Below are 15,675 nucleotides of genomic sequence, written 5' to 3'. Positions count from 1 at the left end.
CCATCGGCAGAAACTGAACCAGCAGCAGGAACGGCCCATACTACGTCCCCTGCGCCATCAGTAGTCAATACTTGTCCAGTGGTACCTTGCTCTATTTTAGCAGGAGTTACGTTATTGTCGGCAATATCAGCTGTTGCTATAGTGCCATCCAAAATCTGTGTTGTAGTGATTCCACCTGTCGGGACTGAAAGGTCTGTGATGTTTCCATCGCCAATTATTGTAGTGCCATCGGCAGAAACTGAACCAGCAGCAGGAACGGCCCAGACTACGTCCCCTGCACCATCGGTGGTCAATACCTGTCCGGTAGCACCTTGCTCTATTTTAGCTGGAGTTACGTTTGCATCGGCAATATCCGCTGTTGCTATAGTGCCATCCAAAATCTGTACTGTAGTGATTCCACCTGTCGGAACTGAAAGGTCTGTGATGTTTCCATCGCCGGTTATTGTAGTGCCATCGGCAGAAACTGAACCAGCAGCAGGAACGGCCCATACTACGTCCCCTGCACCATCGGTGGTCAATACTTGTCCTGTGGCACCTTGCTCTATTTTAGTAGGAGTTACGTTATTGTCCGCAATATCTGCTGTTGCTATAGTTCCGTCAAAAATTTGCGTAGTAGTAATGCCGCCCGTTGGGACCGAAAGGTTTGTCAGGTTACCGTCCCCGGTTATGGTAGTACCGTCAACGGAAACTGATCCAGCAGCAGGAGCTGCCCAAACTACATCACCTGTACCATCGGTGGTAAGAACCTGTCCAGCAGCACCTTGTTCAATTTTTGCTGGAGTTACGTTGTTATCTGCAATGTCAACAGTTGCAATGGTCAAATCTAAAATTTGTGTAGAGGTAATACCGCCGTCCATTACCTGTAAAGGGTTTGGACTAACTCCATTACCCTCAATAGTGACACCATCAGCTTCAACGGTTCCACCTACGCCCCCTGGTAAATTATCCCAAACTACGGCTCCGCCAGTGGTACTTAAAAACTGGCCATTTGTTCCAGGTGAAATTTTTATTGGGGTTACATTGGCATCAAGGATTGCTGCTGTTGTAACTGCATTTGGACTTATATCAATAGCCTGAATAGTGCCATCCGTTATTTTGTTCGAATTAATAGCTCCATCTGCCACTTCAAATTCGTTTCCGGTTGATCCATCTCCCACAATAGTAACCTGATCTGCCAATTCGGTAGAGCCAGCTGCAATGGGAACCCAAGTTACGGTATTGCTACCATCGGTAGTCAACATCTGGTTTGGAGTGCCAGGAGTTTCTATTTTTGCCGGGCTAATAGAATTGTCGGCCACTTCAAATTCATTCCCGCTTGTTCCGTCTCCTACAATGGTAACCTGATCTGCCAATTCTGTAGAGCCAGCAGCAATAGGTACCCACGTTACTGTATTCGCCCCATCGGTTGTCAACATCTGATTTGCAGCGCCTGGCGATTGTATTTTGATAGGAGCAATAGAATTATCAGCTACTTCAAACTCATTGCCGGTTGTTCCGTCTCCAACAATGGTAACCTGATCTGCTAACTCTGTAGATCCAGCAGCAATCGGTACCCATGTCACCGCATTGGTACCATCCGTAGTCAACATTTGGTTTGCGGCACCTGGAGATTCAATCTTAAGTGGTGAAACAGAATTATTGGCAATATCAACAGTTTGCACCGCACCGTCTATAATTTTTGTAGAATTTACTGAGTTGTCTGCTAGTTCGGCAGTACCCACAGCCCCGGCAGTAATTTCAAGATTCACGTCATTAAAGGCTGCATTAGTGCCTCCGGTTATGGTCAGATCAGTGGACGTTATGTCCCCGGTTCCGCCAACGCCACCCACCTGGGCATCCACATAAGCTCTGGTGGCAGCATCCTGAGGATCGGTAGGGTTGGCTAAATTGTTTATTTGGTTGTTTCCAGCATTGGTTCCAAAACCTAGTACACTAGCTAAATCCTGATTGCCGCCCACTGCTGAAATCGGTTGCCAAGTCACCACCCCAAGCGTATTTGTGGTCATGATCTGATTAGCGGCTCCTGGTTGAATTTTAATGGGAGTAACATTGCCATTCAATATTTTATTGGAGATAACAGAATTGTCGGCTAGATGGGGTTGGCCTACGGCATTATCAGCTATTTTTGGGGAAGTTATCGCAAGATCGGCAATAGTCACCAAGCCGGTATTGTCAATAGTAGCGTCCCCACCCATGGGGACTCCTGTGGCCACATTGCCGGCACTGCCCACAAAAATATTTCCATCTGCTAAAGTGCTGGCCGCTCCTGCCAATTGGTCCACATAGGTCTTTACCGCATTTTGGGTGGGGTAGAGGGTGGTAGAGTTTCCTAGGGCCGTATCGTCCGATTTGTTGGCCACATCTTCCTTGGTTGTAATTGCAGTGGCATTGGCCAAAATGTCTCCCAATACAGTGTTCCCAACTTTTATAGGGTCTGCCAATGTGCCCGCCCCTGTAATGGTAGACTGGTCTGCCTGGGTAGCGCCTAGCTCGTTCTTATTTAGCCATACCACATTGCCGGCGGCATCGGTCGTCAACAACTGATCAAAGGCCCCGGGTTCCATGTCTTCCGGTTTAATAGTACCGTCTATTATCTCCAAGGTACCTACTGCAGCTTCCTGTATTTCATCTTTTCCTACGGTATTGTCCTGTAGTTCGGAAGAACCAACAGAATTGGGTGCCAATTGTCGCTCCCCAATTGTGGCCGTTGCAATATCGGCGCCAAAAACGGTTTCGTTTACAATGTTCATTCCCGTAATCTCCCCCACCTTTAGGTCGTAGTTATTGCCTCCGGTGGAAGTAATTACAACCGTACCATCGTCCGAAGTAAAGGTAATGGAACCGGCCACCGCATCGCAGATGTCTTTCCATTCCACACCCGTATAATAATGGATACATTCTATATCCGTATTATATACCAATGCCCCTGCCGAGGGTATAATGGCGTCCATTTGTGCGGTGTTTACACGGGTAATGACCAATACCCTGGAACTACTTTCCAGTTCCAGTACAGAACTAGGGTCTATATTTTGCGGGTTGTCCCCGATCTTTATCTGGGCCTGCACGGCCATTCCCAATAGCAGGCAAAAAAAGAAGTGGATATATTTCATTTTCAATTTTTTTTAGTGTTCTCCTATTGCTTAAAGTGTTCAAGGTTTTAAGTTTTTGTGCCAACAGCCCATGGATTTGTACTTAAATCCATACTGCCTTATAAATCGGGCACTTATACTTTTAAAACTTGGGCTATCAAAAGTAAAATTATCGTAAGATATACACAGTTTTATCGGGTAAAATACGTTACTACTAGGTGAACTGAAATGTATCTCCGTTAAAAGGGAATATTCTTACTTTCATAAGGTTTTTTTCCAGCTTCAAAGATGCGCGCCGTACCCTCGCCCTTAAGCATTTTGTGGTCTCCGTTCACCAAAATATAGTTGCCCTCACGGAGGCCAATTACGGGGGTAGTATTAAAGATATGAAATTCACGGATCCTAGTTTCCCTAGTTTCGCCTTTATGTTGGCTATTGGGGTCCGGATCCAAATAATGGGGATTAAGATTAAAGTTTACCGCACCCAAAGTATCAAAACTGGAGGGGTATACTATGGGCATATCATTGGTGGTCCTCATGCTTGGGCCGGCAATGTTACTGCCCGCGCTGGTTCCAAGGTATGGGGTGCCCAACTCTATTTTTGCCTTCAAAGGGTTTATAAGCTGTAATTGGTGCAATTGCTGCACTAGGAGAAAGGTATTTCCCCCACCTGTAAAAATGCCTTCCGCTTGCGCGAGGCCTTCTAGCGGATCGGTAAAAGTATGGAGCCCTACCACCTGTTTATTTATTTTGGAAAAGGCGGTAGTTGCCAGGGCAGTATAATCCTCATGGGAAATACCGCCGGGCCTGGCGTAAGGAATAAAGGTGATGGTGGTACAGCCTTCAAAAAAGGACTCTAATTCTTCCATGAGATATTCCAGATACTCCTGTCCAAAGAGGGTAGAGGTACTGGCCAATAATATTTTTTTTTTCATGTGTTCGATTCTTTGAAAACGGATAGGCAAGATACAAATTAACAAAAGTTTAAAGGTGTGTTGCTTTTTTATGAACCCAACTTGCTTTTTCTTTATCCGATATTGGTAGAAAAGCAGCATTTGAGTTTATTTCTTTGAGAAAAATAGGATATTTGAAGCTTAATTTATCTAATTTTAAATAAAAAAATGCGAAATAGAATACTCTTACTGCTTTTCTTCTTATGTGTTGCAATGTCCTATTCACAGGATGATGACCGCCAATATTTAAGGGGACAGGTACTTTATAGAAATGTGAACGTTCCCAACGAGAATGTTATTAATGTGACCACCGAAAGAGCTACGATTACCAATGACAAAGGGGAATTTGGGATTATGGTGAAAGTAGGCGACCAATTGGTGTTTACGGCCATAAACTACCAGTTGAAGGTGGTAGATATTACCTCTGATATTCTGGAAAATAACAGGTTGGTGGTAGAGGTGACCGAAAAGGTGACCGAGTTGGACGAGGTGGTGGTAACACCCGAAAATCAGGAAAAATTTCTTCAGGCCCAGAACAAAGAATTCCTGGACAAGGAATACAATTATGAAACGGACCGTTTAACGGCGGTGGAGAATATAGCCCTGTCCGATGCGGACAAAGGAATGAAGGACGGACTTAATTTTGTTAATATTTTTAAAGCGCTAATGTTGGCGGCCAAAGGGAACGATACGGATGTTGATCGGCAGCCTTTGAAGGTAAGCGAGGTTCTAAGGCAGGTATATGATGATGAGTTTTTTGTGCTGGACCTAAAACTGCCCCAAGATAAAATAGACGATTTTTTGCTGTATTGCGATACCCAATTGCCAGAAAGGTCTTTGTTGCAAAAGCGTAATGAATTTCAGCTCATAGATTTCCTGGTTACCCATAGCAAGACCTATCTGGAGCAAATGGAGTAGTCAGTGGTCAGTGAACAGTGAACAGTTGATGTCGGAGAGGAAAGTACTATCGTCAGTTCGAGTGAAATGCCAGTAGGCATTTTGTATCGAGAACACTTGATTGAGAGTGAACAGTTTTCATTGAACAGTGGGCAGTAATCAGTGGGCAGTTGAAGTCGGAAAGGAAAGTACTATCGTCAGTTCGAGTGAAATGCCAGTAGGCATTTTGTATCGAGAACACTTGATCGAGAGTGAACAGTTTTCATTGAACAGTGGGCAGTGGTCAGTAAACAGTAATCAGTTGTGTTGATGTCGGAGAGGAAAGTATTATCGTCAGTTCGAGTGAAATGCCAGTAGGCATTTTGTATCGAGAACACTTGATTGAGAGTGAACAGTAATCAGTTGGGCAGTGATAGTTCAAAGTTAAAAGTTGAATGTTTAATGTCTAAAATCCAACATCCAGTATCTCAATTCTGACAGGACTGGAAAAAGTAATCCACAATAACAAGAACGTAGTGCGTATTGTTCCAATATATTTGGTTTTTATTTTTTATTGTGTATTTGCACAAGCGCTAATGGCACAGGATTTTTCCAAGACTTTGGAGGGTAAAGTGTATAGTGAAGATGGCGATGTTGCTGCCACCCATGTGCTCAATACCACTACAAAAAAAGCTGCCATAACCGATATAGATGGATTTTTTTCCATAGCTGTACGCCTAAACGATACCCTTATTTTTTCTGCCGTGCAATATAAGCGCAAGGAAATTGTAGTAAATGCCAGTATCTTGGAAAGCAAATTTTTATCCGTTCCTCTTGAGGAATCCAATATTGCTTTGGATGAGGTTATCGTTATGCCTTATAACCTAACTGGGGAGCTGGATAGGGATATGAACAATATGGATGTGGGACCTGTAATTTCTGCCACTAGCTTAGGGCTACCGAATGCCCATGTAAAGCCCTTGATGCAGAGCGAACGATTGCTTAGGGAAGCCTCTATGGGGCCTATGACTATTGGGATGATGACCAGTATTCCTTTTAATCCGTTGATCAATGCCATAAGTGGGCGCACCAAAATGTTGAAGAAACGCGTAGCTCGGGATATTAAATACAACAAATCCCAACAACTGAGAACCGAATTCGCCGATAGTCTGTTTGTTTTACAACTCAAAATTCCCTTGGAAAAAATAGACGATTTCCTCTATTACTGTGAGGTCGATACCAATTTTAATGCGGTTGTGGATAGTCAGGACCTATTTGCTATTTGGGAATTTATAAAACAGAAAAGTGTCATTTATAGGAAAAATAATGAGATGGAGTGAGGAACAATGATCAATTAACAGTGAACAGTAAACAGTGAACAGTGGGCAGTTTTCAGTGAACAGTTGGCAGTAATCAGTGGGCAGTTGAAATCGGAAAGGAAAGTACTATCGTCAGTTCGAGTGAAATGCCAGTAGGCATTTTGTATCGAGAACACTTGATGGAGAGTGGGCAGTTTTCAGTGAACAGTTGGCAGTGAACAGTAAACAGTGAACAGTGAACAGTTGGCAGTAATCAGTGGGCAGTTGAGGTCGGAAAGGAAAGTACTATCGTCAGTTCTCGATACAATCCTCCTTTGTCGGATCACTCGAAGTGACGGCTTTGAACTTTATAACATTGAACTGAAAACTTTTGTCTAGTTAACTGACTCTAGAATCTAGAATCTAGATTCTCAATTCTCACTACTCACTACTGGCACACCGAATGAGGTCTCGACTGCCCTCGACCGGACAATAGTAGCTAATGGCTTCCGGTTAAGGACATAGCTGTGCAAGGTTCAAAATTCAAAGTCAAAGGTTAAGGGTCCAAATCTAAAGTCTAGCATCTAGCATCTCAATTCTTACATCTAAACAATAAAAATTTCCCTTCAATAGTCTAACAAATGGCACGGTCATTGCTTATTTTTGTCGGATATAAAATAGTATGCAATTAATAAAGAAGACCCTTGTAGTACTGTTATTGCCATTGTTTGCATTCACGGTAGCACATAAGTTTTACATAAGTGTAACCAGTATTGGTTACTCCGATAAGGACAAGGCGCTGCAGATTACGACCAGGATTTTTATCGACGATTTTGATAAGGTGTTGCAGGAGAGGTACGGCTTTACGGGCAATTTGGCCTCCAAGGACGAGTCTTCCCAGGCCAATGAATACATTGAGAAATACCTCAGAACCAAGTTTGCCCTAGCTATAAACGATAAGGATGTTGCATACAACTTTTTGGGAAAAATATATGATAACGATATTATGATCTGCTATTTGGAGGTGCCTAAAGTCGATATAAGTACCGTGACCAATATTTCCGTGCAAAACGAAGTGCTAATGGATATCTATGAGGAACAAAAAAATGTGGTCCACTTTAAACTCCAAAATCAAAAAAAGAGTTTTGTGCTTATCAGGGAGAATAATAAAGGAATGTTAAACTTGAAGTAATTAATACAATCCGTTATATAATTGTTAAATTCCCGCGCTAAAAAATCAATTTCAAATATGAGTAGAATGAAACATGTTTTTGCTTCGCTGTTAATCCTATGTGCAGCAGTGACTTTTGCACAGGAAGAAGTAAAGAATGAACGGGAACCCGGGCATCTTAATCAGAATAAATTTAAGCAGCTTTATGAAGAGTTTGCTACCCCAAATACCTACAGATCGGCCTCGGGCGCGCCAGGTCCGGATTATTATCAGCAGCAGGCAGATTATAAAATGGACATTGAGCTTGATGATAAAAATGCCAAGATCTATGGTTCAGAAACCATTACCTATACCAATAACTCACCCGATGACCTTTCATTTTTATGGGTACAGTTAGATCAGAACGTTCGTTCCAAAACTTCCAAATCGCCTATGCGTGACAGTGAAGGTGTGCCTGTGGCCGAACCGGTAGCCAGTTTTGCCAACAAATATATGACAGAGCCTTTCGATGGTGGATTCAACATAGAATATGTTAGGGACTCCGATGGTAAGGCCTTGCCCTACACTATAAACCAGACCATGATGCGGATAGATCTTCCCGAAGTTCTAAAAAGTAAGGGACAGGTGTCATTTTCCATTAAATGGTGGTACAACATTCCGGACCACACCGTAAATAGGGCGCGTTCAGGATATGAGTACTTTCCAGAGGACGGTAACAGGGCGTATGTCATAGCACAATTCTTCCCTAGAATGGCAGTTTATAGCGATATAGAAGGATGGCAGAACCATCAGTTCTGGGGCAGCGGGGAATTTGCCCTCCCATTTGGGAATTACGAGGTTAATATTACTGTTCCGGCCGATCATATTTTGGATGGGACCGGAGAGCTTCAGAATATGAAGGAAGTATATTCCAAAGAAATGATAAGTCGCTATGAGAAAGCAAAAAAATCCTATGACAAACCTGTAATCATAGTAAGTCAGGCCGAAGCCGAAGAGGCCGAAAAGGGGTTTTCGGACAAGAAAAAAACATGGAAACTTAAGGCAGAAAATGTTAGGGATTTCGGTTTTGCCAGCTCACGTAAATTTATTTACGACATGCAGGCCGTTAAAATAGGGAATAGGGATGTCATGGCCATTTCCATGTATCCAAAAGAAGGGAACCCGTTATGGGAGGAATATTCTACCAAGGCCGTGGTTCATACCTTAAAGTCTTATTCTGCCCATACTTTTGATTATCCTTATCCCAAGGCAATATCAGTGCACGCCAAAAATCAAGGAATGGAATATCCTATGATTTGCTGGAACTATGGAAGGCCCAATGAAGACGGCACTTACTCGGATAGGGTAAAATACGGGATGATTTCCGTAATTATACATGAGGTGGGACACAACTTTTTCCCGATGATCGTTAACTCCGATGAGCGCCAGTGGGGTTGGATGGATGAAGGGTTGGATACCTTTATGCAGTACATGGCAGAGCAGGAATTTGGAGAAGCCTTCCCGGAAGCAATCGTTCCAAATAGCAAATACCCGTCAGGGAGAGGGGAAGCTTCCAAGATAATACCCTATATGTCCGGTGACCAAAGTACCATAGCGCCAATAATGTCCAATCCAGAGAATGTGTATCAGTTGGGAAATAATGCCTATGCCAAACCTGCTACTGCACTAAACATTCTTAGGGAGACCGTAATGGGAAGAGAGCTGTTTGATCATGCCTTTAAGACCTATGCAAAACGTTGGATGTTTAAACATCCGTCCCCAGAAGATTTCTTTAGGACCATGGAGGACGCCTCGGCCGTTGATTTGGATTGGTATTGGAGAAGTTGGTTTTACACTACGGACTATGTGGATATTGGTATAAAGGGAGTGAAAAAATATTATGTATCCGATAGGCCCTCGAAACAGATGAGGGAGATCATGGCCGCAAGGAATATCAAGGAAGAAGATTTACCACCTTTGGTATATTTGGCGGAAGGAGACAGTGAAGATGCCGACCCAAACCTAAAGGGAAAAGCGCCGACAGAAAATTCAAAAACCTTAAAGGAGTTTATGATGGATAATATGTCGGTTGCAGAAAGAAATGCCATTAAGGAGCCCAAATATTTCTATGAGGTTACTTTTAACAAGCCAGGAGGTATTCCTATGCCCTTGATCGTTGAATATACCTATGCTGATGGTTCAAAGGAAAATATTACCTATCCCGCTGAGATTTGGAGAAAAAATGATAAGGAAGTAAAAAGGGTCGTCGCTTCCGGTAAGGAGTTGGTGGGGATTGTTATTGATCCAAAGGCCGAAACTGCCGATATAGACACTACCAATAATTCATGGCCTACCAAAGAGGTAAAATCGGACTTTGATATCTTTAAGGAGAATATAAGAGGGAAATAGGAATTCCTACTATTATGACGGTTGACATTAAGTAGTTGTATCATTTAGAAAATGATCGTTTTAATATTTTAAAACCCCAATGTTGGTTTGGCCCTTTTGGCTGCCCTCATTGGGGTTTTGATATTCTTCACCTTCTTTCATGGTGTTGTCCTTGGAGCGGGGATGTTTATCCTTGAATTACTGCCAAAAGAGGTGTTTTGTACGCGCTTATATTGGCAGTAGTTTATTGAATTCCCTTATTTTACGGGGTTTATGGGGTCAAAAAAAAGTTAACCTTATTTTTTATGCAGCTGTCAAACTTCTCATTATATTTGTGTTATGTTAAGTACGATAATTCTATTTATTAGCGGGGCTGAAATCTTTTTTATCATGTTTATCGTGGTAATGGTTTTCGGCGCTGACAAAATTCCTGGTATAGCCAAGGGATTGGGTAAGGGCATGCGACAACTAAAGGATGCCACTGAGGACATAAAGAAAGAAATTCAGAAAAGTGCCGAGAAGCAGGGTATAGACACTAGTTTTACCGACGACATAAAGAACGAAATCAATAAGGTAAAGAAGAACGTTGATGAGGTAACCGGCGTTGTCAAAAGAAAGTAATATGCTGGACCAACTGTTACAGTGGGACCGGGATACCTTTATTTATTTGAATAGTTTGGGCATCGAAAACCTAGATGTCTTTTGGTCTTACGTAACCAATTTCGCTACTTGGATTCCATTATTCATTTTGTTTTTAGTACTTATTTTTAGGTCATACCCTAAAAATGAGGCCTTTTGGGTTCTTGGAACTGTACTGCTTACCGTTGCCGTAGTAGCTGTGTTTACAGGACTTGTCAAAGAATGGGTTGGCCGCTTAAGGCCCAACCATACGGAGGAGATCAACACCATTATCCGTATTCTTAAAAGTCCGGACGGATATAGCTTTTTTTCGGGGCATTCTTCCAGTTCCTTTAGTATAACGACCAGTATTTTTCTATTTCTTAGACATAAATGGAAATGGTCATGGGTCTTCTATATTTGGCCACTTCTATTTGCTATGAGCCGTATTTATGTAGGCGTACATTACCCTTTGGACCTTATCGTAGGTGCCTTAGTGGGGGTTCTCTTCGCCATTTTTTTCTATAGGTTCTACCATAAATGGGAGCCGGCAAGTTAGTTTTTTCTATATAATTTACGACAATCATTTAGGGCGTGTACATTAGGATACGGAAGGGGATGGTGTATAAAAATTACTTCTTTTTCCCGGTCATTGTAACCAGTCATTTCGAACGACTTCAAGGAAGAGAAATTACACAACTAACTCATACTGAACTTGAATTGGGCAATCAACTATTGAGCTAACAACACATACTGATTAGTGGCTGTCCAAAACCGATTTTGTGCGACTTCTCGTCGTCCCGAAATGGACTCTATCGAAATCATTCCTCGGTAAAGTCTGCAAACATCCAGACTACAACACCCTACTTAAGGTGAGTCCGTCCCTAATAGGCAATAATGCCGTCTCTACCCTAGGGTCATCCTTTAATTTTTTATTGTAGTCCACTAAAGTTTTGGTTGCCTTGTCCTTTGGATCCAAGGGCTCCACTACCTTGCCGGACCACAGCACATTGTCGGATAGAATAACACTTCCGGAACGACATTTTTTTAAGGCGGCCTCGTAATAATGGTCGTAACTCACTTTTTCGGCATCAATAAATACCAAGTCAAAAACTACGTCCAGCTCAGGTATTACCTCCAGGGCATCGCCAGTGTGTTGTACAATTTGATTCCCATACCCACTTTGGTCAAAATAACGTCTTTGCATGGTATAGAGCTCTTCATTGATATCAATAGTGTGCAATGTTCCCTCCTTTTGTAGGCCCTCGGCCAAACATAGGGCGGAGTAGCCGGTATAGGTACCTATTTCCAAAATATTTTTAGGTTGGATTATTTTGGATAAAAGGCTCAACACCCGACCTTGAAAATGACCGGTGATCATCCTGGGCTGAATTACCTTTAAATGGGTCTCCCGGGTAAGTCTTTGAAGTAATTCGGGTTCCGATTGCGAATGGTCGGCAATATATTGCTCCAGTACGGAAGATAAAAAATGCATAAGCTTTACTTTGTATATTTAAGCCTTCAAATATAATGATCATGCAACAATTTACCGTAAGAATGGCCACATTGGCCGACTTAAAAACGCTATTGTCCTTTGAACAGGAAATTATTAGCGCAGAAAGACCTTTTGACGAAACTTTGGACAAAGATCCTATTAGCTATTATGACCTTAGGCAACTAATATTGTCAGAAGAGGCCGCGGTAATGGTAGCGGAGCTGGATTCGCAGATAGTAGGTTCCGGTTATGGGTTAATACGGGATGCAAAACCCTATTTGGACCATAAAAAATACACCTATCTCGGGTTTATGTATACCGATAGGGAACAACGTGGTCAGGGCGTTAATAAGGCCATTGTGGATGCACTGGTAGTATGGTCCAAAGCTAAAGGCATAGATGAAATTAGACTTACGGTTTACAATGATAATGCCCCGGCCATTAGAGCCTATGAGAAGGTGGGATTTAAAAAGCATATTTTGGAAATGCGGGTGCGTGCGGATTGATCAAATTATGGATTTACCATATTCCCTTCTATCTGTAAGTTGTATTTTTGCATAAAATCTAGGATATGGAATTTAAAAATTCGTTAGAGTTTGCCCAAAAATTGGATGTAGTGGACCCCCTTAGGGAATACCGAGATGAATTCCATTTTCCTCAGGTAAAGGGTAAGGACGTTATTTATTTTACTGGAAATTCCCTTGGATTACAGCCTAAACGCAGCCAAAAGTTTGTAGATGACATAATGAAGGACTGGAAGGATCTGGCCGTAGAAGGTCATTTCCACGCCGAAAAACCATGGTGGGATTATCACGAAAGGTTGGCAGCGCCCTTGGCAAAAGTGGTAGGGGCCAAGACCCAAGAAGTTTCCGTAATGAATACCTTGACGGTAAACCTTCACATGCTGATGGTCTCTTTTTACAGACCTACACAAAAGCGATTTAAGATTATCTGTGAGGAAAAGGCATTTCCTTCCGATCAATATATGTTGAATAGTCAAGTTGAATTCCATGGATTGGATCCCAAAACCGCCATTGTAGAGGTTAAGAAAAGATCGAGTGGAAATTTCTGGCATACCCAAGATGTTATTGATAAAATTAATGAGGTTGGTGATGAATTGGCGCTTGTGCTCATTGGGGGCGTAAATTATTATAATGGGCAGGTGTTTAACATGGAAGCCATAACCAAGGCGGCCAAGGCACAGGGTGCATTTGTAGGATGGGATTTGGCGCATGGAGTCGGCAATGTTGCCCTAAAGCTCCACGAATGGGATGTTGATTTTGCTGCTTGGTGCAGTTATAAATATATGAACAGTGGTCCAGGCAATGCTTCAGGGATTTTTGTAAACGAGAAATATCTTAACAGTAAAGATATTCCTAGGTTTGAAGGTTGGTGGGGAACAAAGAAGGAGACTAGGTTTCTAATGAAGCCAGAGTTTGAACCTATGGAAAATGCCGATGCATGGCAGGTGAGCAATCCTCCCGTGCTGTCCCTAGCACCATACCTGGCCTCTTTGGAAATGTTCGATGAGGTAGGAATGGAGACCCTCATTACCAAAAGAAAGCTCATTGTGGCCTATTTGGAATTCATTCTTCAAGAGATAGATAAGGAGACCGATGGCTCCTTTGAAATTATAACCCCAGAGGACAGGGGCTGTCAACTCTCCGTGTTTTTACACGGGCAGGGTAAGGAACTGTTCAACTATTTAATGGAAAATGGGGTGGTCACGGATTGGAGGGAACCCAATGTAATTCGTTTGGCTCCGGCGCCTTTTTATTGTTCCTTTGCCGATATGTACAACTTTGGACAAATTCTAAAATCCGGAATCCAGGCCAAGAAGTAATTTACCGCCCACTATCCTTCATATTAATCCCTAATAATTGCTAATTTTCCGGCCTCAAACCTAAATACGCTATAACTGCCAAACCATTTATGAAGTCACTGCGTCTTATTCTTTCCAATCCAAGATATTTTGCTCCTTCTTGGGTATTTGCCAGTATTAATATTTTGTTTGGTACTTGGGCTATTTACATTCCTTCGGTCAAGGAGAAATTGGGGATCGACAAGGCCGATTTGGGAATCGCTCTTTTTTTTCTGTCCCTAGGCGTATTCGTAATATTCCCCGTGGCAGCCAAGATTATTAATAGGGTTGGGGTGGGGAAGGTTACTTGGTATGGTATTTTGTTCAGTTGCTTTGCGGCTTTATTGCCTTTAATGGCACCCAATTACTATTCTTTAATGGGGGCCCTTTTTCTGTTGGGCGCGAGTAATGGATTAACCGATATTGCCATGAATACCTTGGTCACAGAAATTGAAAAGGAAGATCGGCAAAATTTCATGTCGGCTTCACATGGCTTTTTTAGCTTGGGGGGTGTAATTGCAGGCCTGGGCAGTTTTCTGATATTTACGATCAATAACCCGGCCCTGCATATGCTATATGCCGTTATTTTGGTATTTATAGTAAATTTTATATTCCATAAACACTATAGACACATAGTAGCTGCTCCGGTGGAAAAGGAGCCTTTTAGTCTTAAACTCTTTAAACCGCTCTTAGTTCTCGGAATAATTTCTTTTGTAGTAATGGGTGGCGAAGGAGCTATTGTAGATTGGAGCGGACTGTTTCTAAAGGAAATAAGCATGGCACCGGAAACATTGATAGGTGCGGGGTTTCTGGCATTTTCCATAATGATGACCTTGGGAAGGTTCCTGGGCGACAGTATCAGCGCTGCTATAGGATCCATTAAAATAGTGGCCTTAGGGGCGTCTATCGCCATTGTAGGTTTTGTTTTTGTCCTGACTACCTATACCTATATGGCCATAATTGGATTTGCATTTATAGGACTTGGTTTTTCGGTAATTATTCCGGAGCTTTTTAGGATAGGAGGTACAGTCAGGGGCGTGGATTCTTCCCAAGGGGTATCCTTTATAGCAGGTACCGGCTATGCTGGATTTTTGCTGGGTCCGGTAGTGTTGGGATTTGTTGCAGAGAGTTATTCCCTAAAGTATACCTTCGTTATTCTGTTGGCCTGCACTATTATAGTACTTGGTGCCACTTTTCAGCTGCACAGGAGAAGGAAGTGATGGCCAAAAACCTTAGGGGTTTTTAGAAGTTACTTTTATGTTGGTAAAGTACAACTTAAAACTACCGTCCTCATTTTGGTGCATTTCTGCAATTTTTAAGCCGTTGATATCAGCATAATTTTCCCAGGTAGTGATTAGTGAAGGCTCTGGTTGATTTGCTCTCCTAAATACCCATTCCTTTATCATAAAATCGTTTCCAAAATAAAAATCATAGGCATCTCCAGGAGTATAGCCCCCTTCGTTCCCGTAAACAATAGTCAATTTTTGCATAGGGTTCTTGCTAATAGGGGCGGGTACGTCGCTTTTGTGGTCGTAGGTGATATTGTTTTTGTCCCAAGCCAAATTAAAAGGAGCCATTAACCAATATTTATCGTTTATAAATCCACCGTTTACTTTTGTTGCCGTACTGTCCATAGAATTACGGTTGTAAGAAATGGTGTCTCCCTTGTTGATGGAAACAATGTCATTGGTCATGGTATTCCACACCCAGCTGCGCTCAGAATGACTGTCAGGGCGATCAACATTAAAGGTAAAGGCAATTTCCTTTACATTTCGGAATTGATTGAAACCGTGGGCATTGGCCACTTTGTCCAAAATGGAGAGTTCCATTTTTTCGGCGCCCACTTCTGTTTTTTTATCTGTTTTGCAACCAAATAGGCAAAGGCTGAAGCAAAAAACGGCTAGTACTGAATTTTTCATGTTTGGTTTTTATCAAAGATAATAGGTT

Annotated in this window: 13 protein-coding genes; 9 read left to right on the top strand and 4 right to left on the bottom strand. The window is 42.3% G+C overall.

The genetic code is table 11. The features are described from left to right. Together MWU84_RS15525 and pepE are read right to left on the bottom strand one after the other, a co-directional pair. A partial coding sequence (locus MWU84_RS15525) for a hypothetical protein (RefSeq protein ID WP_246903121.1) occupies positions 1–3,110 on the bottom strand: 3,110 nt, incomplete at its 3' end. Positions 3,111–3,328: 218 nt separating this feature from the next. Beyond that, positions 3,329–4,024: a dipeptidase PepE gene (gene pepE, locus MWU84_RS15520; RefSeq protein ID WP_246903119.1), complete on the bottom strand. Its 696-nt coding sequence runs from the start codon at positions 4,022–4,024 to the stop codon at positions 3,329–3,331. Between the two features lie 186 nt (positions 4,025–4,210). Between pepE and MWU84_RS15515 the strand changes: the two genes are divergently transcribed. The 6 genes from MWU84_RS15515 (at position 4,211) to MWU84_RS15490 (ending at position 10,931) form a co-directional block, all read left to right on the top strand. Continuing rightward, a complete protein-coding gene (locus tag MWU84_RS15515; RefSeq protein ID WP_246903117.1) occupies positions 4,211–4,960 on the top strand; it encodes a hypothetical protein in 750 nt (249 codons plus the stop codon). 554 nt (positions 4,961–5,514) lie between these two features. After that, the gene (locus tag MWU84_RS15510) at positions 5,515–6,258 is read left to right on the top strand and encodes a carboxypeptidase-like regulatory domain-containing protein (protein WP_246903115.1); all 744 of its coding nucleotides are present in this window, start codon (positions 5,515–5,517) and stop codon (positions 6,256–6,258) included. A gap of 640 nt (positions 6,259–6,898) precedes the next feature. Continuing rightward, on the top strand, positions 6,899–7,408 hold the full coding sequence (locus MWU84_RS15505) for a DUF6702 family protein (protein WP_246903113.1): 510 nt from the start codon (positions 6,899–6,901) through the stop codon (positions 7,406–7,408). 57 nt (positions 7,409–7,465) lie between these two features. Beyond that, the gene (locus MWU84_RS15500; RefSeq protein ID WP_246903111.1) at positions 7,466–9,775 is read left to right on the top strand and encodes a M1 family metallopeptidase; all 2,310 of its coding nucleotides are present in this window, start codon (positions 7,466–7,468) and stop codon (positions 9,773–9,775) included. A gap of 318 nt (positions 9,776–10,093) precedes the next feature. After that, complete coding sequence (locus tag MWU84_RS15495) at positions 10,094–10,375, top strand: twin-arginine translocase TatA/TatE family subunit (protein WP_246903109.1); 282 nt, start codon at positions 10,094–10,096, stop codon at positions 10,373–10,375. A gap of 1 nt (position 10,376) precedes the next feature. Beyond that, a complete protein-coding gene (locus tag MWU84_RS15490; protein WP_246903107.1) occupies positions 10,377–10,931 on the top strand; it encodes a phosphatase PAP2 family protein in 555 nt (184 codons plus the stop codon). Between the two features lie 294 nt (positions 10,932–11,225). Here MWU84_RS15490 and MWU84_RS15485 read toward each other — a convergent pair whose 3' ends face one another. Then, positions 11,226–11,867, bottom strand: coding sequence for an O-methyltransferase (locus MWU84_RS15485; RefSeq protein ID WP_246903105.1), 642 nt, complete (start codon positions 11,865–11,867; stop codon positions 11,226–11,228). 41 nt (positions 11,868–11,908) lie between these two features. Here MWU84_RS15485 and MWU84_RS15480 point away from each other — a divergent pair, with 41 nt between their 5' ends. From MWU84_RS15480 to MWU84_RS15470, 3 genes are all read left to right on the top strand, one after another. Beyond that, complete coding sequence (locus tag MWU84_RS15480) at positions 11,909–12,373, top strand: GNAT family N-acetyltransferase (protein ID WP_246903103.1); 465 nt, start codon at positions 11,909–11,911, stop codon at positions 12,371–12,373. 65 nt (positions 12,374–12,438) lie between these two features. Continuing rightward, a complete protein-coding gene (gene kynU, locus MWU84_RS15475; RefSeq protein ID WP_246903101.1) occupies positions 12,439–13,710 on the top strand; it encodes a kynureninase in 1,272 nt (423 codons plus the stop codon). Between the two features lie 89 nt (positions 13,711–13,799). After that, entirely contained in the window at positions 13,800–14,948 is a 1,149-nt protein-coding gene (locus MWU84_RS15470; RefSeq protein WP_246903099.1) for an MFS transporter, read from the top strand. A gap of 12 nt (positions 14,949–14,960) precedes the next feature. Here MWU84_RS15470 and MWU84_RS15465 read toward each other — a convergent pair whose 3' ends face one another. Next, positions 14,961–15,647 carry a hypothetical protein gene (locus MWU84_RS15465; protein ID WP_246903097.1) on the bottom strand — a complete coding sequence of 229 codons (687 nt, stop codon included), beginning with the start codon at positions 15,645–15,647 and terminating at the stop codon, positions 14,961–14,963. Positions 15,648–15,675 lie beyond the last annotated feature (28 nt).

Origin of the sequence: Arenibacter sp. F20364 (assembly GCF_023015905.1) — a bacterium.
GTDB lineage: Bacteria > Bacteroidota > Bacteroidia > Flavobacteriales > Flavobacteriaceae > Arenibacter.
Note: the sequence above shows the minus strand (reverse complement) of the source record. Positions and strands in the feature narration are given on the sequence as shown.

What these genes read in the sequence shown, in the direction of transcription:
- kynU (WP_246903101.1), top strand. Translation starts at nt 12,439, where the DNA reads ATGGAATTTAAAAATTCGTTAGAGTTTGCCCAAAAATTGGATGTAGTG.
- MWU84_RS15470 (WP_246903099.1), top strand. Translation starts at nt 13,800, where the DNA reads ATGAAGTCACTGCGTCTTATTCTTTCCAATCCAAGATATTTTGCTCCT.
- MWU84_RS15500 (WP_246903111.1), top strand. Translation starts at nt 7,466, where the DNA reads ATGAGTAGAATGAAACATGTTTTTGCTTCGCTGTTAATCCTATGTGCA.
- MWU84_RS15505 (WP_246903113.1), top strand. Translation starts at nt 6,899, where the DNA reads ATGCAATTAATAAAGAAGACCCTTGTAGTACTGTTATTGCCATTGTTT.
- pepE (WP_246903119.1), bottom strand. Translation starts at nt 4,024, where the DNA reads ATGAAAAAAAAAATATTATTGGCCAGTACCTCTACCCTCTTTGGACAG.
- MWU84_RS15465 (WP_246903097.1), bottom strand. Translation starts at nt 15,647, where the DNA reads ATGAAAAATTCAGTACTAGCCGTTTTTTGCTTCAGCCTTTGCCTATTT.
- MWU84_RS15480 (WP_246903103.1), top strand. Translation starts at nt 11,909, where the DNA reads ATGCAACAATTTACCGTAAGAATGGCCACATTGGCCGACTTAAAAACG.
- MWU84_RS15515 (WP_246903117.1), top strand. Translation starts at nt 4,211, where the DNA reads ATGCGAAATAGAATACTCTTACTGCTTTTCTTCTTATGTGTTGCAATG.
- MWU84_RS15490 (WP_246903107.1), top strand. Translation starts at nt 10,377, where the DNA reads ATGCTGGACCAACTGTTACAGTGGGACCGGGATACCTTTATTTATTTG.
- MWU84_RS15485 (WP_246903105.1), bottom strand. Translation starts at nt 11,867, where the DNA reads ATGCATTTTTTATCTTCCGTACTGGAGCAATATATTGCCGACCATTCG.
- MWU84_RS15510 (WP_246903115.1), top strand. Translation starts at nt 5,515, where the DNA reads ATGGCACAGGATTTTTCCAAGACTTTGGAGGGTAAAGTGTATAGTGAA.
- MWU84_RS15495 (WP_246903109.1), top strand. Translation starts at nt 10,094, where the DNA reads ATGTTAAGTACGATAATTCTATTTATTAGCGGGGCTGAAATCTTTTTT.